This is a genomic window from uncultured Desulfobulbus sp. (assembly GCF_963662935.2).
Lineage (GTDB): Bacteria > Desulfobacterota > Desulfobulbia > Desulfobulbales > Desulfobulbaceae > Desulfobulbus.
This window is the reverse complement of the sequence record NZ_CAXXTL010000001.1, coordinates 315,950-338,724: the sequence shown is the minus strand read 5'-3', so window position 1 is coordinate 338,724 and position 22,775 is coordinate 315,950. Positions and strand designations below refer to the sequence as shown.

The window sequence follows — 22,775 nt, the reverse complement described above, 5'->3', positions numbered from 1 at the left end:
GGTCATCATGAGCGACATCCTGTTTCAACCCCTGGGCAACCCCGTCGCCAGCGGCGAAGGGCTCGACCATATCGCCGACATTGATCCGCGCCTCACCCGGACCCATTACTTCGACGGTCGCCTGCTCACCGCCGAAGACCTGACCCGGGACCAGTTGTATCTCGACCAGCGTTTACGGGAACTGGGTCGGGTGCTGGGCAGCGGTATCATGGGCGGTCTGGAGCTGTCCCTGGACCGCTTCACCGGCCTGCTCACCCTGCAGCCGGGCCAGGCACTGACTCCGGCCGGCCGCGTCCTGGAACTGGGCAGTACGCTCCAGGTAAATCTTGGCGAACGAGCCGTAATTGCAGAGCTCAATGACGGCAACTACCGCCGTTTCAACCGGGCCCTGTATGCCGTGGTGCTGCGCTATGTGGACGTGGGCACCGACATCGCCGAGGTCTTCCCTAAAGACCTGGGGGCCACACGCGGTTTCCAATACGCCCTGATTACCGAATCTGTGCAGATGGGGTTGGTGCCGTTGCCGGTGCCCTTGCCCAAGCAAAGCCCGTTGCTCATCCGAAGCCGCCTTATGCGGGAATTCCTGGGCAACGATCAGTTCAGCAGCCTGCTACCCGAGGACGCCGTGGCCTTGGGCGTGCTGGCCATCGAAAACGACACGCCCCAATGGCTGGATGCGGAACTGCTGCGTCATCCGGTGCAGGCAGAACCGGGCTTGGGTGATCTGCAGGCCGATCTGAAGCGCCAGTATGAACAGCTGCTGGCGGATATTCTCACCGCCCGCCGCAGCGGCGGGCTCAACGGTGATTTTCACGCCGCCGATTACTTTTCCTTGATTCCGCCGGTGGGTACCGTGCCCAAGGATGCGGTGGATCCGATGAGCGGCCGCCAGGGGTATTTCCCCGAAAACTACCAGGTGGTCATCGCCCCCATCCGCCAGTCCGACGTGGAGTTGATCAAAGCCGAATCCCTCAATCTGCCTCCAATCGATCTGAGTAACGGCGAACCAGTGGATGTGGTGGTGCTGGTTCCTCTGAGCAATCTCGATTACGGCCACTATGCCGCCCAGTTGGAACGAGTGATTGATCCCGTCAACCGCCGCCTGCCGCAGATCGATCTGCTGAAACTTAAACTGTACCCGGTTCGGCCGGTCCATGCCCTGGATGCGGATCTGAACGCCTGGACCAATATCTGGAACCGTCTGGGAGATACTCCCCCCTTCTACGTGCGCCGTCCCACCCGTGCCGCAGAAACCGCCATCAGCGGCATTGTGCTCGCACTGGGCGCCAGCATGCCTGCGCCACCGGTGGAGATAGATGAACCTGGGGGCGGCCCCGCCGACAGCGGCGGCCTGGTACAAGATGAAAACGCCCTTTTCCTCGAACGGATCAATCTGAAAACTTTGGCCGAATTACGTCCGCCCAATGCCGGTGAGAGTAACGATGCCTTTGACAAACTGCTCGGCAACTTCGGGACAGATGCCTTGGTGGCGCAGCAGTGCGCGAGCATCCTGATGCGCATCGAACGCCAGTACGACAGCCTGATCTGGCAAACCCTGCTAGCCCTAGCCGATGGCAAGCTGCTGGCCGAATTCCTTCGGGGCCTGCTTGCGGCCGATGTCGAGGCGGTCACTCCCAAGGTGGTCGCTAACCTGGGCAGCGATCTGGGCCTCGATACCAATTTGCTCAATCAATGGTCCAAGCTCGTGGCCTGAACCGAGGAGTAGCCCGCTATGACATTGATACAGCTCCATAATCCGGTCGCCAGCACGCCCTTCCGCATCCCTCCCCTTCCGCGCCGATTCGAACGGGTCCACATGTTTCCCGGCCGCCACCTGGGAGAAGAGGAATTCGACCGTGCGCAGGTCTACGCCGACCTGCGGCTGGCATCCCTGTTGCGGGGTCGAAAGGGCGGGATCGTGCATGGTTTGGAAATCAATCTGGGGCCAAACGGCATTGACGCCGACGGTTTCACTGTCAATCCCGGACTAGGCCTGGACGCCGGCGGATGCGCCGTCAATCTGTACTACCCCCTGCGGGCGGAATGGCAGCCACTGATCAATGCCTTCCTCGATGCGAACACCACCAATGACGCCACCGGGGTCTATTATCTGCTGCTGAAACGTTCCAACCGGGAAGTGGACAGCCCCGGCACCGAGCCCTGTCAGCGCGCCGAACTTGACCCCACGCGGGATACCCGGCTGGTGGTCACAGGCACCCTGATCCTGCAGCGGCTCAATATCGTCCCCGGCGCGGTCACCACCACCCCCCGTGAACTGATCGAAAACTGGGTGACTGCCGACCGCGTGGATACCAACTTCATGGCCGCCCTGGGCACAGCCGTGCCCCTGGCCCTGCTGGCCATCGGCCCTGACAGCAATGGAGGCTTCACTCCCCTGTGGCTGTCGCAGGAATCCGGGCGCTACGAAGCACTGCCCCACAGCGGCTACCGGGTGCTGCTTAATCAGACCAGCGCCGCTCTTCGCCGGGTGATGCAGCAGGCCGCGCTCGAAGAAAATGCCGCCATTCCGCTGTCCCAGTTTCTGACCGATAACCTGCACCTGGACTTTCTGCCCGCCGCCGGACAACTGCCGCTGGAATGGCTGCAGAATCCGGCCTCCACCACGCCCAGCCTGTTATGGCTGCCCCAGCATCTGGGCATCGATATGGTGCCGGTGCCGGAAGAGGCGGTACTGGAACTGGTCAACCGCCATATCGCCCGCCGGGTGATTGACCTGCGCCAACCCTCCGGCGACAAGGTCCGGCTGCTGCTGGCAGTGAACGAACCGGATTATCGCGGCAACCTGCTCGATATTCCTCCCACCGACGGCCAGCTGGAAGCCGACATCTACCGCTTTTATATGCGCGCTTACGAAGCCTGGCGCAAATGGCACCAGCAGTTCAACCAACTCTATTATCTGGAGCCCACCGAAGAACAACCGGTTCATTCGGTGCTCGACCCTGTTCAATTGAAGCAACTAGGGCTGCCCGCCCCGGAATCGCCGCCCGTTCCTCCCGTTAATTTTTTTACGGCCGTGATTAACCGCGCCGATGCCGAACTCGACCCGGACAACAATACCATTCCCTATCCTTTCAACAAGGGTGTACCGGCACCTCCTGTCTTCTACACCCAGTGGCTGGTGGCAGGTGCGCCCCCCGCTGTTCCCGCGCCCAGCGAAGATGGCCTGGTGATCCGTTATGCCGTGGGTCTGGTGGAACTGGAAGCCATAGAAAACCAGATTCGAGCCATTCGCAGCCGTGTGGAAAAAAGCCGTGACCTGCTGTTGCTGATGCGTCAGCAGCTGGATTCCCAAACCGTGGCCCTGGCCGCCCTGGCCGGCGGTGTGGCGGGAGACGGCGGCGGCTTGCAGGTTGCCCGTTGGCTGCCCTATGCCAGCCTGGACACATCGCAAACGCCCACCAGCAGCACTGCGGCCACAACGGCGCAGGGCGCAACGGCTCAGCCCCTGATGGCAGCCGCCGTGAATCTGAATGCGGTTAAGTCAGCCGTCTCCGGCAGCAGTTTCAGCACCAATCTGTTCAGTACAGCCCAGGTTGCTACATCCACCGCCTCCAAATCCAAACTGCTGCTGACCAGTCGACCGCAAACCTTTTCCGCTTTTGAACTGGGCATCAATAAAACCCGACTCGACCAGTTATCACGCATCACTCGGGAAGCGGTGGCCAAACCCGCCTATGAGGCCAAGGAGTACCGTTTCGGCGTAATCGACCATATCAGTCCGGAAATTAACGAATACGCCAAGGCCTATTACGGCATGAAAGAATTGTTGGCTACCCTGAAAGACCTGTTCGACGCCACCGATGCCGCCAGTCTTCGAAACCAGCTGCAAAAAGTGGGAAGGGCTGATGAGGCCGGCGAAGGTCCCGGCGACCAGAACCCCTTTGAGCGCAGCAACAGACTGGAATCTCCAGAAGTACTGGATAATCTGGCCACTGCGGCCGCCAGCGGCGATGCCAAAAAACGTTCGCTGTTGCTCAGCCAATACCGCTACCATGCCCTGTTCAAGGCGGGCCGGCTTCTCACCCAGTGGATAGCGATCTGCGAAGCTCGTTACAACAATATTGAGCGAAAACTGCAGGGCAAACTGCGCGAACAGGTGGCAAAAATCGCTCAGATCGACAAGTTGGCAGGATTAATCCAGGTGGCACGGGAAACCCTGGAAAATGTGGACCGTTTCCGTATCGAACAGCTGGGGGATTACGGCGTGGCTCAGCGCCTGCTCGATGAAGACTGGCGCCAGGTGTATGCCATCACCCAGGAACGCACCCGTATTCTCACCACCGATCTGCGCGGCCTGTACTATGTGCGGGTGCGCAGTACGCCGATCAGTGCGGCTCTGGCTGACCCCCTGCAATTGCGCCACGGCAGCAGCCGCGACATCGTGCCCGGCTGCGACTGGCAGGAAGACATTGACCTGCCGGATGCCCTCACAGTCTTTTTCAACACTGTCTGCGAAATCCCCATGGACGACTGGGCCCGACTCAAGCCCCTCAAGGCCAAGCTGCCGCCTTTCCACCAGTTCGACTATCTAGGCCAGCTGCGCCAGTCCCGCTTCAAGGCACGGCCGGCAGCACTGCCCACCAGCGGCAGCGCCGACACCCTGCAGGCCCGGCTGCAAACCATTCACCTGCAGAACCGCAGCGTGCTTCAGCAGTGGGCCGCCTACACTCTACCCGCCTTCACCGTCAGCAGCCTGCAAACCCAGGCTGAGGCGGCCAAGGTGCTGTCGCTGGAAGATTTGGCCCTCACCACTGGCCCCTTGCGCAAAGAAGCCCAGGAGCTACACGACCAACTGGAGCACGGCGTTTCCTGCCTGCTGGAAAATATCAACCTGCTGCCGGGCTCCGTGCGCCTGCAATGGGGCCAGCTGGCCGAAGATGACCAGATTCGGGTGGAAGATGTCTCCTGGTGGCCGGGATTGGAACGGGCCGAAGCCGACGACTTCAACGCCACCCGCACCGTGGCCGAGCTGATCAGCTGGTGGTTCCGTCAGCTGGCAACGGACGCTTCCGCCAACAGCCGCAGCGCCCTGCGCAACCTAGTCCGCGCCGTGCTGATCCATGCATCCTTGGGTGACCCGCAGGATATCGTGCGCGGCAATGTGCATGTACCGCCCCGGCTGGCACGGGTAGGAGAACGCCTTCAGGTGAAACTGAACCGCGCCCCGGCTCCAGGCACCCGGCTGCAGCTGCTCGATCCGGACCAGCGCGTGGTGGCGGTACTGGCAGTGGAAGATCACACACCGGACAACACCCAGGTCAACATTATCGATCTGATGGACCCCAATATCCGTATCAACACCCGTTTCAGTGTGGTGGCCAACAAACGCACCAAAGAAAAACTTTAAAGACGCATAGACATGACCACCCTGCAGCCGGAAACCGTCGCCATTCGCCAACTGCGCATTTGCAGCAAGACCGGTGCGGACAACACCAGGATGACACAGGAAGCAGCCCGGCTGCGGCAGGATCTCGAATGGGCCGACTGGCCTGACGCGTCGGGAGAAAGTTGGGTGTTCATCCGCCGACTGCATGCCAAAGGGTTACGGAGCCAGGTGGTGCAGCAGCTGGTGCAGGACGCCCGACAGCATGTGCAGGGGGACAGCGGTGACAACGTGGTCCGCTTTACCGGTTTGACCGAGATGCTGACGGCCCTGTTGACCGATCTGGTGCAAACGGGAACGCCGCGACCCTGGTACTGGCAACGCTGGGCGCACCTGTTTGCCCTGTCGCTGCCCCGAGCGGTTGCCGACCTGTTGACGGATCATCTCGCTCATCTGCCCGCTGTCTGCGCCACCCTTGCCCGCCACGGAAAACTGGCGCAGGTCTGGCTGAGCCTGGATGAAGAGAATGCCTGGAGACTGCAACACGCCTTGGCCTGGAGAGGCGGGTTTTCCCTGCCGAAAATAGAAGCGATTCAGCATGTACAGGGACGCATCGGGCATGCATACCAACCTGAAGCCGAGCACATAAGGGCGGAAGAGCAGGGACACCAACGTATAGAAAAAGCAGCATTGCGTATCAGCTCGGCAGTCCACCGTCGCTGGCAACCGCTGCTGCAGGGACTGTCGGCAGCGGATGCCCGGTATCAGCTGGGACTGCTGGTGATAGGCCAAGAGGTTGCACCTCTGATGCTCCAACAGGCGCCGGCTGACCTACTGGCCCGGCTGCTTAATATGTTTGGGTCACGGGACACCGTACGCCTTAACGACCATGCTAAGGTCGCCGCCGGCACATCACCGGCGCAGCAGCTCCCGCAGCCAATGCTCCTGCTCAGGGAAGATGTCTCTGTTGCAGCGGCTCCCGTTGATACGGTAAGCGCTGCAGCCACCCTACACGACGAAGTGAGTGACCTTCTCTCTCATGCAACGCCTGACCCTGGTGATCCGGCAACAATCCCCCCCAAAGAGCCCCCCGTATCCCGTTCAACCCGGACCGACACTGCAGTCGGTGCTGATGGAAGCCTTTTGTCCACTGACGCGGCCTGCCGCAGCAATCAGAATGACCCATCGGCAAATCAATCAGCACAGCCCATCGCAAAACCTTTGCCCAGGCTGCGCTTTCAGGCCCAGGATCACGACCTGGCCTTTGACCAGTTCCACACCGGTCAGGGCGGCTTGCTCTATCTGCTCAATGTCCTCAACCGCAGCGAGATACAATCTCTGATGGAAAAATGGTGGCACCAGCTCCCCAACGGTTGGGGCTGGCTCTACCGGCTGGGACAGGAACTGCAATTGGATGAAACCGACCCGATCACTTCCTTCCTCGCCACCCAACTGGGGTTTGATCACCGAACCGAACTGGAACAATTGCCGCCTTTACCCGTACGCACGAAACTGCTGGAACTGGCCGGACGCTGGTATGGCCGGGCCGCCCTGTGGCAACCGGATCTTTTGCTCCTGACGGCTCGCATCCACTTCACTCCCAGCCATGTGGATATGTTCCTTCCTCTGAGCACCGTGCAACTGCCGGTGCGATTGGCCGGGCTTGATATCAATCCCGGCTGGCTACCCTGGCTGGGCCGGGTTGTAACCTTTCATTATGATTGACACCAGCACTGCTGCCAAAGCCGCACCGATTCATACGCTCATCCCTCTTACCCAGCGCCAGCCACTGGCACCGCTGGTGCGGATCGGCCTCGCTCATTTCTGGCGGCAGATCATATCCGATGATGACACCGAACTGGCTGATCAGCTGCTGCAGCAGGCTGCGGTGCATCTGGGTGTGGAAACCGCGCCTTCCTGGCCGCAGATCCGAGACGCCGCCCCACGTCAGCTTACAGCTTTGCCCGGCCCATTTGGTCGCTGGGTGCGGGAGCAACATATCGATTTGCCCCAGGCGTTTCTGCTGGCGCTGGTGGGCTGTGCCGAGACTGATTATCTGGTCACCCTCACCCTGAGCGAACTGCAGGCCCCTAACCCCGGCAATCGGCTGGCAGTGCATCTGGCCCTGAGTATCCTTGACGAACTGTTCGGCGCCGGTGTTCTTGACGCTCTGGAACTCCATGGGACCGCCCTGGTACAACAGCACATCCTGCTTCCAGAAGGTTCCGGCCCCCTGTCGATGCGGCAGCTGCGGCTGGAACCCGCTTTGTGGTCCGTCTTGTGCGGCCGCCCCACCCTTTGGCCCGGCTGCCATGCCTTGCCGCTGGAAGAGCGGGAACTGCTGCCCCAACGCATCCGCCATCAATTACCCCATCTGGCCACGCTGCTGGCCAAAGGTGACGTTCGCGGACTGGTGATTCGCGGCAACAACAGTAGTGGTCGTCGTCTTCTCGCCGCCGAGCTGGGCGGGCTGCTGGGCCTCTGCGCCATAGAAGTTTCCCCCGACTTGTGGCAACAGCAGCCCGCTTTCCCCCTCGCCTGCCAGCTGGCACGATGGTTACCGGTCATCAAGGTTCAGGTCGCAACCGGGGAAAGTTGGCAATTGCCGGCCATAACCCCCCGCATTCCCCATGTGATCGTTCTGGGGATAAACGATGCCGTGGCCGGGCAGGATATGTTGGAAGTGGAAATGGGCGTCCCTGATCAAAAGGAACGCCATACCCTCTGGACCCGCTATCTGGAACAGCCGGAACTGGCCGAGCGTGCTGCAACTGCCTTGCTCAGCGGACCGGTGATCCAACGGGTAGCCCGTAATGCCAGTCTGCGGGCCGGACAAAGCCGCGTTCCCCTGAATGCCGACCATATTGCCCAGGCCCGCAGGGATCTGGGAGCCGAACGTCTGCGGCTGCTGGCCCAACCGGTGCAGCGTCAGATCAGGCGCGAGGCCATCGTTTTTCCGCCCATGGTCGAACAGAATCTCAACGACTTTATTGCCCGATCCCACAGCCGGGAATCCCTCTGGGAAGCACTCGGTATCACCCTGCAGGCCTCGCGCAATCCCGGCCTGTGGGCTCTGTTTGTCGGTGACAGCGGCACCGGTAAAACCCTGGCCGCCAGTTACGTGGCCACCGCCCTCGGGGCACCCCTGTACCGGGTCGACTTAGCCGCCATCATGAACAAATATGTCGGCGAATCGGAAAAAAATCTGGGCACCCTCTTGGATCTGGCCGCCGCCGCCGATGCCCTGTTGCTGTTCGACGAGGCCGACTCCCTGTTTGGCCGCCGCACCGATGCCAAGCAGAGCGGCGAGCGCTACGCCAACATGCTCACTAATTTCCTGCTCACCCGGATTGAAAACCACCCCGGCATCGTCATTCTCACCACCAACAGCCGCGAGCGCATCGACAGCGCCTTTACCCGGCGGCTGGATGCCATCGTCGATTTCCCCATGCCGGGTTTTCAGGAACGGCTGCACCTCTGGTACAACCATTTGGGACAGCGCAGCCCCGGCGACAACCTGTGTAAAACCCTGGCCAGCTACTGCGACCTCAGCGGCGGCCAGATCCGCAACGTGGTGCTCACCGCCGCCGGCTGCAGCACGCCGGATCAACTGATCAGCAGGCAGCACCTGGTGTCCGCCCTGCAGCGCGAATATCAGAAACTGGGCCGCAATCTGCCCGCGCAACTGGAGCAACTGGCGAGGTAACCTATGGCAAACCTGTCACCCGGCCTCAGCAAGAAAAAAGCCCGCCGCGCCACCGCGCCCGCCAAACCGGACGAGGAACAAAAGGCCCGCAAACCCGCTTACCTGAAGCGTAAGATGGCGGTCAGTCAGCCCAACGACAAAGAGGAACAGGAAGCTGATCAAGTGGCACAGGAAGTCAGTCGTGCGCCAAAAGAGCCGGAATCCGGACCGAAAGAAAACAAGGAAATGATCTCCAGCAAACCGGTGCCCAGCGCGCAGCGGCTGCTGCGTCGGATCAATCGTGCCGTGGCCCGGCAAGCGGAAGAAGAGGAAGAAGAAGCGCAACCCAAACTACGCCGTGCCAAAAAACCGGAAGAGGAACAAAAAGCAGCCACTGTGCGCCGCTCAGTGGAAACCGAAGAGCCCCAAGAAGAACAGCCTGTGGCCCGGCTGATTTTCCGTAAATCGAATCCCGCCAAGCCCGAAGATGAAAAGACCTTACAGAAACGGGTACTGCGGGCTACTACCGCTGAACAGGAAAAAGAGAAAAAAGCACACACTCGGCTTTGGCGTGCAAGCGACTCAACAACAGCACAACAACCTGAATCGGAAACCGCTCCAGGCAGCGCTGGTGAGTCCAGCGACACCAGCGTCAAACATTCCGTTGAAGAGCGCATTGATCAAAGTCGAGGCAAAGGCATCCCGCTGCCCCCTACCGTGCTGGCTGAAATGGAAAACAAGTTCGGCCAGGAACTCTCGGCTGTGACTGTTCACAATGACACTGAAGCAGCTGAACTAAGTAAAGAACTTAACGCCCGAGCCTTCACTGTCGGCAACGATATTTATTTTGCACCGGGGGAGTTCGCTCCCGAAACTGAAGCCGGACGGGAACTGTTAGCCCACGAACTCACCCATATCGTACAGCAAAATGATAGTATCAACCGTAAAATATACCGCACCGTGGACCCCGCCGACAACGGTCAACCACACACAGGTGATGCCGCAGCAGCAGCCGCTTACCAAAATCTGGTTACCGTTGATATCCCGGCCCCCAAGGCTCAACATGCTGCCATGTACCGTGACTGGGCCTCGGCGAATCGCCTCAAACGCCCCCGAGGCAGAAAAGTCGCGCGCAATACCGCACAAATCAGCAACTGGATGAGTTCTATTCAGGTATCCGAAACAAACGTACGCAACAAGCTTACCGAGAAAAATATCGGAGTTCCAAACGATCCTAACGGTAAAATAGCGCTTTCCATCAATGGCCGTGAACGAATTGAAAAAACCGTTCCCGAATTGACGGAAAATTTGAAAATTCCAACCTGGGATCGACTGGGCAGTCCTCGCCGGTTTCAAGTGGACCATAAAGTTGAATATCAGGTCGCATCGCAAGATCCCCAAGTTGACACGATCGTCAATTATGAATTGTTTGATCCATTTCTGAATCGATCTAGTGGCGGTTCCTTGATGGTGGCGATACGGCGCAATGTGCAAAATTATCTGTCTACTGTGGACCCTTACAAAACACGGACTTGCAATCCTAAAGCCAGTTGGGCCGATGCAGGCAGCTGGTTAGCCGGCCATGAAATCACATTCGAACATGCTCGTGGAGGTGGTGATGTCGGTAGCGTGAACGTAGGCGGCTGGTCGCAGGATGACATCGAAACCATCAAACCACTCGATCGCGCCCGCGAAGCTCCGGATCCCGCCAAAGGAAACGCCACGACTTTTGTGCTGGCTTCCAGTGCCGGTGGTTTTCAACTGGCCCGTATCAACCATCGCGCTTCCCAGAGTTCGTTTGCGACATCGGCTGCAGCGGCCACCGCCATCTCTGGATTGCGTTTAGGACAGATTACCCTTAACGGCACGGAAGGCAGCGCATCGGCAGGCGCTGCTATTGGTACCATTGCGGCCCGTTACGATCTCCCTGCGCAATGGACTCCTGCCACGCCGGATATTACTCTGAATCTGAAATCCGCCGGGGAATATATGGGAGCACCGGATCAGGTTCCGCCCCTGGATCTGGATTTTCGAGGCCTGTCGCCCTTACATTTCGACAGCGTCCGAATGGAGGCAGGCCAACTCATGGCTCAAGGGCAACTAACCCCCTCCGTTCCTTTGTTCAACGCCCCCATCATGGTCACGCTCACGGGCAACGATCTGGTGTTCAGTCTGACTTACAACAGTGGCCAACTCAATCTGCCCATTCCGGGCATTAGCATTGATGACGCTTCAGTGATGCTCTTTTATTCTACCAGAAATGGATTCGGAGCATCCGGCAGCCTGTTCTTCAGCGTGCCAAATCTGGGGGACGGTAGCCTGACCGTGGGTGTATCGCAGGGTGCCGGCCTTAACATTGGTGGATCGTTTGATTTTGACAGTAAACTCTTCGATCGCGCCCGCATCGAGGTCTGGTACCGCAACAACCAGTTTGGCGGCACAGGCACGATCGGTATCGATCAACCCGACAAAATCAAGGGCATTCGTTCCGCCAATATTTCCGCCAGCTATAATGAGGCCGCATTTGCAGCATCCGGTGAAGTGCAACCCAACATCCCCGGCATCCAGCAGGCGGGTCTTACCGTTGCCTATTCCGAAGCCGAGGGGCTCACCATCGGCGGTAATCTGCAACTGACTGCCAACCCGGCCATTCGTTCCGGCTCCATCGATGTCACCATCAATAAACGCGGCGAGGACTGGAAAGTACGTGCCACCGGTACAGCGCAACCTGCGATTCCCGGCATCGATTCGCAACTCACGGTCACCTACGACGACGGTGCATTCACTGCCGAATTCAGCGGTTCGTACCGTCGCGGTATGTTGTCCGGCACGGTCACCGTTGGCGCTACGAACAGCAGCGTCGGCGAAGACGGACGTCCTTCCGGCGCACCTTTACCGGATGGCGCGCTCAACATCTACGGCAGCGGCTCGGCCACTATTCAGATTGCTCCCTGGCTGCAAGGCACCGCCGGCATCCGCTTCGATCCCAACGGTGAAGTCACTGTCTCCGGAGAGATCGGCATTCCCAGCAATGTGGAGATTTTTGCCCGCCGGGAAATCAACAAGTCCCTACTTAACATTGCGGTGCAGATTCCCATTGTTCCTGGAATCGTGGCTGAGATCGGCGGCGGCTTGTCGGCGGTGGCCGGTATCGGACCAGGTATCATTGATGAGCTGCGACTCGGCATTACCTATAACCCGGCCCACGAAGAAAACACCCGTGTCACCGGCGATGCCCATCTGCAGGTACCGGCCGATGCGGGCCTGCGCTTATCTGTACGTGCAGGCATCGGGCTGGGTATTCCTGGCGCCAGTGTCACTGGTGGCCTGGAAATCGGTGGCACCCTTGGCATAGAAGGGGCCGCCGAGGCAGGTGTGCATATCGACTGGACCCCGACGACCGGCCTGGATCTTACTGCCACTCTTTCTGTTCACGCTCAACCGGCGTTCAACTTTGATATCTCCGGTTATGTCAGCGTGCGCGCTCTCGGGTTCAGTGTCTATGACAACCGCTGGCAATTTGCTTCCTACACCTTTGGCTCCGACTACCGCTTCGGCATCAGTCTTCCGATCCACTACCACGAAGGTCAGCCGTTTGATATCTCCCTCGATGATGTCCAATTCGATGTGCCGGATATTTCACCAAGCGACATCCTCCGTGGTCTTATCAACAGGATTACCTAATGACGACAATCGAATCCCTGCTCAAAGAAGGCATCCACGCTCACCAGAGTGGTGATCTGGCGGAAGCTGCCCGGCTGTATCAGGCCGTGCTCGAACTCGATGCCGACAACGCCAGCGCCCACAACAATCTGGGCTTTGTATTAGGTCAACAGCAGCAATGGCCGGAGGCGCTGACCCATTTGCGCACGGCGATACGGTTGAATCCGAACTTGTCGATGGCGCACTCCAATCTGGGTCAGGTGATGGTAGCCACCGGACAGGTTGAACAAGGCATCGAACATCTGGAAGCAGCGGTTTCCTGCGATCCTGACAATGCTACTGCCTGGGATAATCTGGCACGAATGCGCCTGTTGCTGGGAAATTTTGAGGGCGGTGAATATGCCGCCAGCCGCGCCCTCAAACTGGCACCCAATAGTCCGCATCTGCTCACCCGACTTGGCACGGCGGTAGCGGCGCAAAAACGGTTTGCCGAAGCGATCCAATATTTCCAGCAGGCCATCGCTTGGGATAACAACTTCAGCGAGGCCTGGGTGCAATTAGGGATCACCCGTTTTTTGCGGAATGACCTGGGCAGCGCTCAGGAAGCACTGGAAATCGCCACATCGCTGAATCCGAACGATACCAACGCGTTGCGCCATCTGGCACTGGTTCGATTGAGCCTGGGGCATCGCGAAGAGGCCATCGCCTCTTTTGAACGGTTACTGGCCCTGCAACCGGATGACGAAACCTCGCGGCTCGATCTGGCAGTGCTCTATTTATCAGCACAACAGCCGAATGTCGCTTTGACGCATCTGGCATTGATCAACGGATCGGTGGCAGAATCCAGCAAATTTATTTTTTATCATGGATTGGCATTACAGCAGAACGGCCAAGCGGAGCAAGGCAACAGTTTGTTACGGCAACTGGCCGAACAGCACGATAACGAATATTGCGGAAAAGCTCGCCAGTTGTTGCGGATACACTGATGAATTGAAAGAATGTAACCCTGCATTTTACGATTGCACGACAACTATGAGGTGACTATAGTCTTGAATTAAGAGTACTACTGCGGTGTTAACAGCCTTCGGGCTCGTTGACGGTGGGAACAAATAAGCGGCAACGCGTGTCCCAGGTCTGATTGAGTGCAGTGAATGAGGCGTATACCACGCACGTTAAGCTGGAAAGCATCGACTGCAGTTCGTGATTCCGAGATCCCAGAGAGTCTGGCTCGTTCTTTCACATATGTCCTGTTGAGATCAAAGTACAGTTTGTGCGGCCTCTGGTAAAATTCCGGCTCCTGAAGAATACAGGCTATAAGCCTAACCCGTTAACGGCATCGGCGGTAGGCTGGTGGGAATGCGAACGCACCCTTCATAGGATGTTAGTAGCACCCACCGGCGCGCTCGTACTACTTCCTCCCCGCATTTCCCCTACACATTCCTGTCCAAATAGACCTTTATCTGTCAGCCTGTTACTGCAACTGCATGCCAATACTGAACAGGCATCAGTGGTTAGTGCACTGCACCTTCTTTTCTGCGATTACAAATAACCTGATCTGCTGTCGGCAGGTTATGACGTGAGCGGCGGTTTACCAATCCAACTTCTCGACGATCCGCACCACAAGAATGTCATTGATCCCTAGTCGGTTGAGGATATGGACGATGTTGCTGCCGATAAAGTCCACACATCAGAATAAGATAATCATCTGATGTCCTTATGAATAAAAAAAGAAAAAAAGTGTGTGATACTTGAAGATTGCGGAGAAAACAAAAACACCTTCCGAGCCGGTAAGGGCGGGGAAGGTGAGGAAAATCAGGAATGAGAGCTGAGGAAATATTTACAGCAGCAGACCTTTGCCGAGGATGGTTACCAGGTCGTCAGCGGCCCGGGTAGGGGCCATCCTACCCTCTTCGACACTTTTCTTGATGCCGGGAAGCAATTTTTGAATTTCAGGATGCTGATAAAACCAACGTTCGAGGCCTTCGTTAACTAAGAACCACATCCAGGACATGGCCTGATCTTGGCGTTTTGCTTCCAATTCGCCAGATGCAGTCATTATTTTTTTATGATTTGTTATGGTATCCCATACTTCCATGAGGCCGACTTCCTGAAGAGCGCTACAGGTCATGACCGGTACGGACCAGTTAGGTGAAGAGGGGGTGACAAGATGGAGCGCGGTCTCATATTGCTTTTTAGCCAATTTAGCACGGTTGACATTATCGCCGTCTGCTTTGTTGACAACAATGGCGTCAGCTACTTCGAGAACGCCTTTTTTAATGCCCTGTAATTCATCACCGGCACCGGAAATCTGCAGGACAAGAAAGAAATCGACCATCGAGGCGACGGTGGTTTCCGATTGGCCGACACCGACGGTTTCAACAATAATGACGTCAAATCCGGCTGCTTCACACACCAGCATGGTCTCGCGGGTTTTCCGCGCGACCCCGCCAAGGCTGCCACTGGAAGGCGAGGGGCGGATAAAAGCCATCTCGTTGACCGCCAGCTTTTCCATACGGGTTTTGTCACCCAGAATAGAACCGCCGCTACGGGTACTGCTTGGGTCAATTGCCAAAACAGCGACGCGATGCCCCAGTTTGGTCAGCATGGTGCCGAAACTCTCAATAAAGGTGCTCTTTCCGGCACCCGGCACACCGGTTATACCTAGGCGGACTGCCTTTCCCGTGTAGGGCAGCAACTCATTAATGACATGTTTGGCAATTTCCTGATGCGAGGAAAGCATGCTTTCGACCAAGGTGATGGTACGAGCAAGCATCAGGCGATTATTATCCATGACGCCTTGGATATAATAACTGGGATCTTTATGCATATCTGACCTGTGGTGGAGGTTCCGTCATGAGAACATACAAACGGACGGATTTTCGCCCGTCCGTTTGCAGACTTACCAATATGCCGAACAGTTACGTCTTACTTACAGTACTGCGCCTCAAGCATATCCATGACCTTGCCAGCAGATTCGGTGATCGGGGTTCCCGGACCGTAAATACCCTTGCAGCCTGCGTCATAGAGGAATTGATAATCGTTCGGCGGAATAACGCCACCGGCAACGACCATGATTTCGCCTGCGCCCTTCTCTTTGAGCTTTCCGATGAGTTCGGGAACAAGTGTCTTGTGACCGGCGGCCAGAGAGGAAGCACCGACGATATGAACGTCATTCTCGATGGCCATTTTGGCAGCCTCGTCCGGAGTCTGGAACATCGGGCTGATGTCCACGTCAAAACCGAGGTCAGCATAGGAGGAGGCAACAACCTTGATTCCGCGGTCATGACCATCCTGGCCCATTTTGGTGACGAGAATACGCGGACGACGTCCGGTTTTGGCCAAGAAATCACCGGTCCGTTTGCGCAGGCCTTCGATAACTTGGGCGGCGTCGCTGCTGACTTCACTGTATTCTGAAGAATACGCGCCGGATACACACTGAGTGGTTGCCACATAGCGGCCAAAGACTTTTTCCATGGCGTCAGAAATTTCTCCTACGGTTGCTCTGGCCTTGGCAGCGGCGATGGCAACTTCAAGAAGGTTCCCATCACCGGCGGCGGCTTTAGTTACTGCCTCGAGACATGCCTGACATTTAGCGGTGTCACGGGTTTTCTTGATATGGTTGATACGGTCGATCTGCTCAAGTCGGACAGAATCGGGTACTTCGAGAATATCGAAGTCCATTTTTTCGTCGGCAAGACGATATTTATTCACACCAACGATGACGTCCTTACCCTGATCGATGCGGGCCTGGCGACGGGCGGCAGACTCTTCAATGCGCATCTTCGGCATACCGGACTCGATGGCCTTGGCCATGCCGCCGATCTCTTCGATTTCATCGATGATCTTCTGGGCTTCCTCAACGATCTTGTTGGTCAGATATTCAACATAATAGGAACCGCCTAATGGATCAGCGACCTTGCAAACATGGGTTTCTTCTTGGACGATGATCTGGGTGTTCCGGGCGATCCGGGCGGAAAGCTCGGTCGGCAGACAGACAGCCTCGTCAAAGGAGTTGGTGTGCAGGCTCTGGGTGCCGCCGAGAACAGCGGACATGCACTCGAGCGTAGTCCGAATAACGTTGTTGTACGGATCCTGCTCGGTCAAGGACCAACCGGAGGTTTGGCAATGGGTCCGCAGCATCGAGGATTTGATGTTCTTCGGGTTGAACTGCTGCATCAAGCGGTGCCAGAGGAAACGAGCGGCACGCAACATGGCGATATCCATGAAGAAGTTCATGCCAATACCGAAGAAGAAGGACAGGCGCGGTGCAAAGGTATCGATATCCATGCCAGAGCGAATAGCGGCGCGAACATATTCCACACCGTCTGCCAGGGTGAAAGCGGTCTGGAGCACTGAATCGGCACCGGCTTCCATGATATGGTAGCCGCTGATGCTGATGGTGTTGTATTTCGGCATATTCTTGGATGCGTATGCCATGATGTCGGAGACGATCCGCATGGAAGGCTCGGGCGGATAAATATAGGTATTCCGGGTCAGGTACTCTTTGAGGATATCGTTCTGGATGGTACCGTCCAACTGCTCCTGCTTAACGCCCTGCTCCTCGGCAGCGCCGATCCACATGGCCAGAATCGGGATAACCGCGCCGTTCATGGTCATGGAAACGGACATTTTGTCCAGCGGAATGCCGTCAAAGAGGATCTTCATATCCTCGATGGAGTCAATCGCAACACCAGCTTTACCGATATCGCCGGAGACGCGTGGGTTGTCGGAGTCATAGCCGCGATGGGTGGAGAGGCTGAAGGCAACCGACAGACCTTTCTGCCCGGCGGCCAGATTCTTGCGATAGAATTCGTTGGAGGCCTTGGCGGTGGAAAAACCGGCATACTGACGGATGGTCCAGGGGCGACCGGCATACATGGTGGCCATCGGCCCACGGGTGAACGGTGCCATACCGGGGAAAGTATTTACGGTTGGCAAACCTTCAATATCTGCTGCTTCATACAGCGGTTTGATCATGATCCCTTCCGGCGATTTCCAGGCCATATCGTCGGGGGTTTTGCCTTTCATCTGCTTGGAGGCCATTTCAAACCATTTTTGGTATTCGGGACTATTTGCCATGTCACATGCTCCTTGTAATTATCAGGGATTATCCCCTAGTTGGAAAATAACAATCTGGTCCCCCCCAACCATAAATCCCTACTGAGCAAGAATGGGCTAGGATGGAACCAGAAGTTTACGACCCTTGTGGTTTCGTTGCCGCGAAACCACAAGGCAGATTCACTTAACCACGCTGCGATATTTCGACTAAGATTCCGCCTGTTGCTTTGGGATGGAGGAAGGCAATTTTGCATCCGCCGGCGCCGATCCGGGGAGTCTTGTCAATGAGGGCTACCCCTTTTTCCTGCAACTCAGCCAAAGCTTCTTCGATGTTTTCTACCTGGAAGGCAACATGCTGGAATCCACCTTTGCCGCCATTCTTCTCAATAAATTTAGCGATAGGACCATCGGGAGAGGTCGATATCAACAGTTCTACTTCGCTCTCACCAACCGGAAAAAAGGCGGTGGTGACCTTCTGCTCCTCAACGGTCTCGGAACCATGAAGTTTGAGTCCCATTACATCTGTCCAGAACTTGCTCCCTTCTTCCATGCTGTTCACTGCAATACCAAGGTGATCAATTTTAAGAATTTTCATACTGTCAGCTCCTTTTCGTTAAATGTTCGGTCAGTTATTTAAAGAGAGGTACAGGTTTATGCTGAGCGAAGATACCGGTTCATGCCGGGGGGGTACTCAACATTTAATGTGCCTATTGGTTCCAAACCAATAAACAGTCCTTCGTTTTCCATTTTAAAGTGTCTGTGAAGCCGGTCTGTTTTTCCTTTTAGATGATTCTGCAGACTGCTAAAAAAGTATTTCGGGGAAAGCGTTTTGTTCTTACTCGAAGAAAAATTTGGTAAAAATGGAGGGCAGTGCCGCCGGATGAGCGGCACTGCCCGGTTGTTCTTACTTATTTTGCAGCACGTTTGACAAAGACTCCACCCGGATCAACTGCTTCGCGGATCAGGCGGACTTCTTCCTTGGTCGGCGGTGCAAACTGGGTGACATCAGGGGCAACCAGCAATTCGAATCCGGTTGCAGCCTGAATGCTTTCAATCGTTTCACCGGGGAAGGTGTGGAGAATACGCATTCTCTTGGTCTTCTCTTCAAAGTCGAAGATGCCCTTGGTGGTGATCAAGCGATAGGGACCCTTGCCCTGCATACCAGCTTTCTGGCGGGCGCCAGGGGTACCGTCGAGATGACCGGGGCTGGTGATGTAGGACAGCTTCTCGTTGAACTTTTTCTTGTCATGGGGGACGATAAGAATGGTTCGTTCACAGGAGGCGGCCATGTCACTGGCACCGCCGCTGCCGGGAAGCCGGACTTTCGGTTTTCCATATCCTCCAGGAAAATCACCCATCATGGTGGAGTTGAGGTTGCCATACATATCAACCTCAGCGCCGCCGATGAAACCAAAGTCGGCAAAACCGCGTTGGGTCAACTCAAAAGCTCCGTTGAGGCCCTTGACATACGAAGCGCCGGTGAAGGTTTTTGAATCACCAACCGAGATGGGGAGGCCGTGTTTGAGGGGCGGACCAACAGCGCCAGCCTCAAAAACCGGTATCAATCCAGGGGCATGAGTAAGAATAGCCAGGAGAGAGGCAACCATGGGGAGGCCCGTCCCGACAAAGACTATTTTATTGTCTTCGAGAGCTTTTGCACCCGCCACAACAATGATCTCTTGGGCGGTATAATCTGTTGAAACTGTCATGATGACTCCTTATCTATAGGTTCCGATGCAATAGTAATGACGTGTTGAAGATCAGAAAAAACGTTCGCAGTGGTAACTTTCTGCGGCCTGATCTGCGATCAGCTTCTTGGTCGGGAACTTTTCGATGTAATCCTCAAAGTTCTCGACGCCGAAAATGTACTCGTCATACCAGGCTTTCAACGCATCGGCTGATCCACCTTTGACCATCGGTGCGATGCAGGCAAGGAACTCGCGGATATGGTCGCCATTAAAATAGTAGTGCCGGCGGCAAGCACCCGGATAGGCGCCAAAGGGAACCTCGATGACCGCGTCAACAGCTGGGAAGGGGATCATGACATCTTTCGGATTGCTGACGATCAATTCGTGGGAGACGAGCTGCTCGCAGGTAACGATGGTGTGGGCTGAGGCCATGGCAATTTCCGCACAGGTGGCGTCGGTTCCGCGGATGATGCAGTTACCATACATGTCGGCTGCCTGGACGTGAATAAGAGCCACGTTGGGATGGCATGCCGGCAAGAGTGCAATGGGACGGCCGGTGAAGGGGCAGTCCATAATCTTGGTGCGGTTGGAATCCTTAATGTCTCCGCCCAGCGGGCCGCGGGAAGGAATAAAAGGTAAGCCCATGGCGCCTGCTTTGAAGCGGGCGGACATATTGTAGTTGCTCCAGTCCTCGAACTCGATCATGCCGCGCTCAGCCAGATAGCGCCATGCCGGGGAGAGACCAAAAGCCTCGTGACCCCAGTAGGCCAGTTCAACTCTTTTAATTGAGCAATGATCGGGGTTGATCATCATCGCGCCCGCCAAAAGCTCAGGTCCCATGGCTGCGGATTGAAAGGAGAGTGTCAGATCTTTGAATCCTTGACGGACCATCTCATGGCAGATAGCTACCGGTTGCCGGACGTTGACGAAGCCGCCTATACCTACATTGTCGCCAGGTTTAACGAAACGGGAAACAGCCTCTTTCAGCGTCATCCGTTTGTCTTTTTTTGACTTGTCTTTGTTGACAAGTGCTTCCCTTGCATCGTCGGGTGATAAACCTGTCCAAAACATTTTTGCGCTAGTTTCCAATGTGTACCTCTTCCTATCTGTGAGCGTTTTTATTACCCGTTTGCCACGCCTCGTGGCTCCCGGATCCCCCTATACAAAAAAAAAGCCGGAAAATATCAGCTTAATAGCTGATATTTTGCCGGCCTTCTTTCTGACTCGATCGGTAAAGATGTACTGCCTTTGTGATTATTCTTCCTGTCATACGTTGAGCCAATTTTCCTCAAATGGTTCTACCCCAAAAATGGGGTATGTTCAGATGATATGCCCTGCCGGTTGGGATTCTACAGAGAGAAGACGAACCAGATTTCGACTGCAAGGGAAAAACAGGTCTTTTCCTGATGTTTGGCTGGAAAAGCCTTTAGCTAACTCTTTCTTTCGTGCGACCTCATTTTTTTCTACCCTGCGCAAAGGTGTATTAAGGCAGGTTTCGACAATAAAAAAATTCCGGTAAAATCCTCGAACGCAGAATCAGACGGAAAAGACGAATAACAAGCTAGAACTAATTAACTTAAACGTAGCAACTACCTATTTGAGATTGGGCTTTTTGTCAACAGCAAAAAATGCAGGAAGAATGAGCCATGCTGAAGGGCTAGCAAGCATTACACGTTAAAATAGCCAGTTAAAAGACGTTGCTTCTCGTATGTTTTTCCGGATCGTAATGGTCTTGGCAACCTGGGAAAAGCCAACGACGCAGCCTCCGCCGATAAATAAATAGGAGGGATTGCACCAGATACCATATTGTGGCGAAATCTGTTTTCGAGTACAACCTCTCACTGTTTATGGGGCAAATAGCGGGCGCTGCGAGCTTTGGCTACAAGGCGTCTTCGGTCAGAGCATTCTTCCCCATTCTCTCCTTGTGAATCAAGTAGACCCAAGGCACCCCCTCTCAATGGGGCTTGTGTTGTTTTTTTCGGTAGTCTCTATATTTTTTTTTGGTAGGTCAAGAGGCAGGAGCCCTATAACTAATACAATCAAAGGAGTCCTCGGATGAAAGTGTATACTGGCGGCGGTGACAAGGGGAAAACAAGTCTTTTTTCAGGTGAGCGCGTGCCTAAACATCATATCCGCATCGAAGCCTATGGCGATCTCGATGAACTCAATTCCATGCTCGGTGTCGTGGCCGCCTCCCTACCGGCGGACGAGCAGGCTGTCCGAGACGATTTTGACAGTATTCAGTCCAATCTCTTTCTTGCCGGAGCCTGGCTGGCTACCACCCCCGAGTCTTCCGCGACGGGGTACCTCACCGTTTTACCGGAAACCGTCTCCAAGGATCTGGAAAAGCGCATCGATGCCCTTTCCGAGGTGCTGCCAGAGTTGAAGGAATTTATACTTCCCGGCGGGCAGGCGGTGGCTGCCTGGTCACATGTGGCCAGAACAGTCTGCCGGCGTTGCGAACGGCGCCTGACCGAGTTGATAGAGGTCTCCAATAGCAGCAACGGCGAATTGGCTGCTATCCAGGTGTATCTCAACCGGCTCTCCGACTATCTTTTTGTTCTCGCCCGCTATCTCAATCAGGTTTTGGGGACCGCTGACAAAACCTGGAAGAAATGATCGACACGGTCCTGTTCAATCATACTGTGGTTGTGATCAGCAGAGACTGGCTGAATGAGGAGGTTTTTATCTTAACCTGCAGTTGCCCTCCAGGGTTTCAGTCTCAAGCCGGTCAGTATGTTTCGATCATGTTTGGGGGAGAGGCGCGGGAATACACTCTCCTTTCGCCGCCGGAGGCTTCGGTGTTGAGGTTTCTGATCAAACGAATCGAGGGGGGCAAGCTGAGCGGCGCCCTGGGAGATTGTGCGCCGGGCACGGTTTTCAACATAAGCAAGGCAAAGGGCTACCTGACCTATCGGTCACCGGATCGCCCGGTCTTTTTTGTGGCCACCGGGGTAGGGATTGCGCCCTTTGTGGCCATGGTTGCGGCCGGTGTCACCGGTTTCACCTTGATCCATGGGGCGAGGACGGTTTCCGGGCTTTTCTACCGACGGGAACTCATCGCCGCCGCTAAACGATATATTCCCTGCGTCTCCGGAACGTTCGACGCTGAAACAGCCGTACCGGATCTGCAGCAAAGGCATGTCACCCAATATATTGAGCGCCACCTTCAGCCCGGTCTGTATGATTTCTATCTCTGCGGTTCCAGGACAATGATCACCGACATGACCCATTTGCTCGACCAACGCTGCCCGGACGCCCGCATCTACAGCGAGGCGTACAGTTGAGGGGCTAAAGAACAGGGGATGGCATCCTTCAGGTCATGCCCTGCATGCGG

The 22,775-nt window shown here is 56.0% G+C and carries 13 protein-coding genes; 8 read left to right on the top strand and 5 right to left on the bottom strand.

Annotation, left to right across the window (positions count from 1 at the left end; all coding sequences use genetic code 11):
- Positions 1–7: 7 nt before the first annotated feature.
- Genes ACHZCX_RS01470 through ACHZCX_RS01445 form a run of 6 tightly spaced genes read left to right on the top strand, consistent with a single transcriptional unit; the run spans position 8 to position 13,678 of the window.
- A complete protein-coding gene (locus ACHZCX_RS01470; protein WP_319585466.1) occupies positions 8–1,714 on the top strand; it encodes a hypothetical protein in 1,707 nt (568 codons plus the stop codon).
- A gap of 18 nt (positions 1,715–1,732) precedes the next feature.
- The gene (locus ACHZCX_RS01465) at positions 1,733–5,368 is read left to right on the top strand and encodes a hypothetical protein (protein WP_319585465.1); all 3,636 of its coding nucleotides are present in this window, start codon (positions 1,733–1,735) and stop codon (positions 5,366–5,368) included.
- 12 nt (positions 5,369–5,380) lie between these two features.
- Positions 5,381–7,069: a hypothetical protein gene (locus tag ACHZCX_RS01460; RefSeq protein ID WP_319585464.1), complete on the top strand. Its 1,689-nt coding sequence runs from the start codon at positions 5,381–5,383 to the stop codon at positions 7,067–7,069.
- On the top strand, positions 7,062–9,050 hold the full coding sequence (locus ACHZCX_RS01455; protein WP_319585463.1) for an ATP-binding protein: 1,989 nt from the start codon (positions 7,062–7,064) through the stop codon (positions 9,048–9,050). Before ACHZCX_RS01460 ends, ACHZCX_RS01455 begins: the two co-directional genes overlap by 8 nt.
- Positions 9,051–9,053: 3 nt before the next feature.
- Positions 9,054–12,713, top strand: a complete 3,660-nt coding sequence (locus tag ACHZCX_RS01450; RefSeq protein ID WP_319585462.1) for a DUF4157 domain-containing protein — start codon at positions 9,054–9,056, stop codon at positions 12,711–12,713.
- A complete protein-coding gene (locus tag ACHZCX_RS01445) occupies positions 12,713–13,678 on the top strand; it encodes a tetratricopeptide repeat protein (RefSeq protein WP_319585461.1) in 966 nt (321 codons plus the stop codon). Before ACHZCX_RS01450 ends, ACHZCX_RS01445 begins: the two co-directional genes overlap by 1 nt.
- A gap of 851 nt (positions 13,679–14,529) precedes the next feature.
- On the opposite strand, the gene meaB is transcribed toward ACHZCX_RS01445, so the two are convergent.
- From meaB to ACHZCX_RS01420, 5 genes are all read right to left on the bottom strand, one after another.
- Positions 14,530–15,519 carry a methylmalonyl Co-A mutase-associated GTPase MeaB gene (meaB, locus tag ACHZCX_RS01440; RefSeq protein ID WP_319585460.1) on the bottom strand — a complete coding sequence of 330 codons (990 nt, stop codon included), beginning with the start codon at positions 15,517–15,519 and terminating at the stop codon, positions 14,530–14,532.
- Positions 15,520–15,617: 98 nt separating this feature from the next.
- Positions 15,618–17,771, bottom strand: coding sequence for a methylmalonyl-CoA mutase (gene scpA, locus ACHZCX_RS01435; protein ID WP_319585459.1), 2,154 nt, complete (start codon positions 17,769–17,771; stop codon positions 15,618–15,620).
- A 163-nt stretch (positions 17,772–17,934) separates the two neighbouring features.
- On the bottom strand, positions 17,935–18,345 hold the full coding sequence (gene mce / locus ACHZCX_RS01430) for a methylmalonyl-CoA epimerase (RefSeq protein WP_319585458.1): 411 nt from the start codon (positions 18,343–18,345) through the stop codon (positions 17,935–17,937).
- Positions 18,346–18,658: 313 nt separating this feature from the next.
- The gene (locus ACHZCX_RS01425) at positions 18,659–19,459 is read right to left on the bottom strand and encodes a CoA-transferase (protein ID WP_319585457.1); all 801 of its coding nucleotides are present in this window, start codon (positions 19,457–19,459) and stop codon (positions 18,659–18,661) included.
- A gap of 51 nt (positions 19,460–19,510) precedes the next feature.
- Positions 19,511–20,527, bottom strand: coding sequence for a CoA transferase (locus ACHZCX_RS01420; RefSeq protein WP_319585456.1), 1,017 nt, complete (start codon positions 20,525–20,527; stop codon positions 19,511–19,513).
- A gap of 966 nt (positions 20,528–21,493) precedes the next feature.
- Here ACHZCX_RS01420 and ACHZCX_RS01415 point away from each other — a divergent pair.
- Positions 21,494–22,057, top strand: coding sequence for a cob(I)yrinic acid a,c-diamide adenosyltransferase (locus ACHZCX_RS01415; RefSeq protein WP_319585455.1), 564 nt, complete (start codon positions 21,494–21,496; stop codon positions 22,055–22,057).
- On the top strand, positions 22,054–22,725 hold the full coding sequence (locus ACHZCX_RS01410) for an FAD-binding oxidoreductase (RefSeq protein WP_319585454.1): 672 nt from the start codon (positions 22,054–22,056) through the stop codon (positions 22,723–22,725). The genes ACHZCX_RS01415 and ACHZCX_RS01410 overlap by 4 nt, the downstream gene beginning before the upstream one ends.
- The last annotated feature ends 50 nt before the right edge of the window (positions 22,726–22,775 follow it).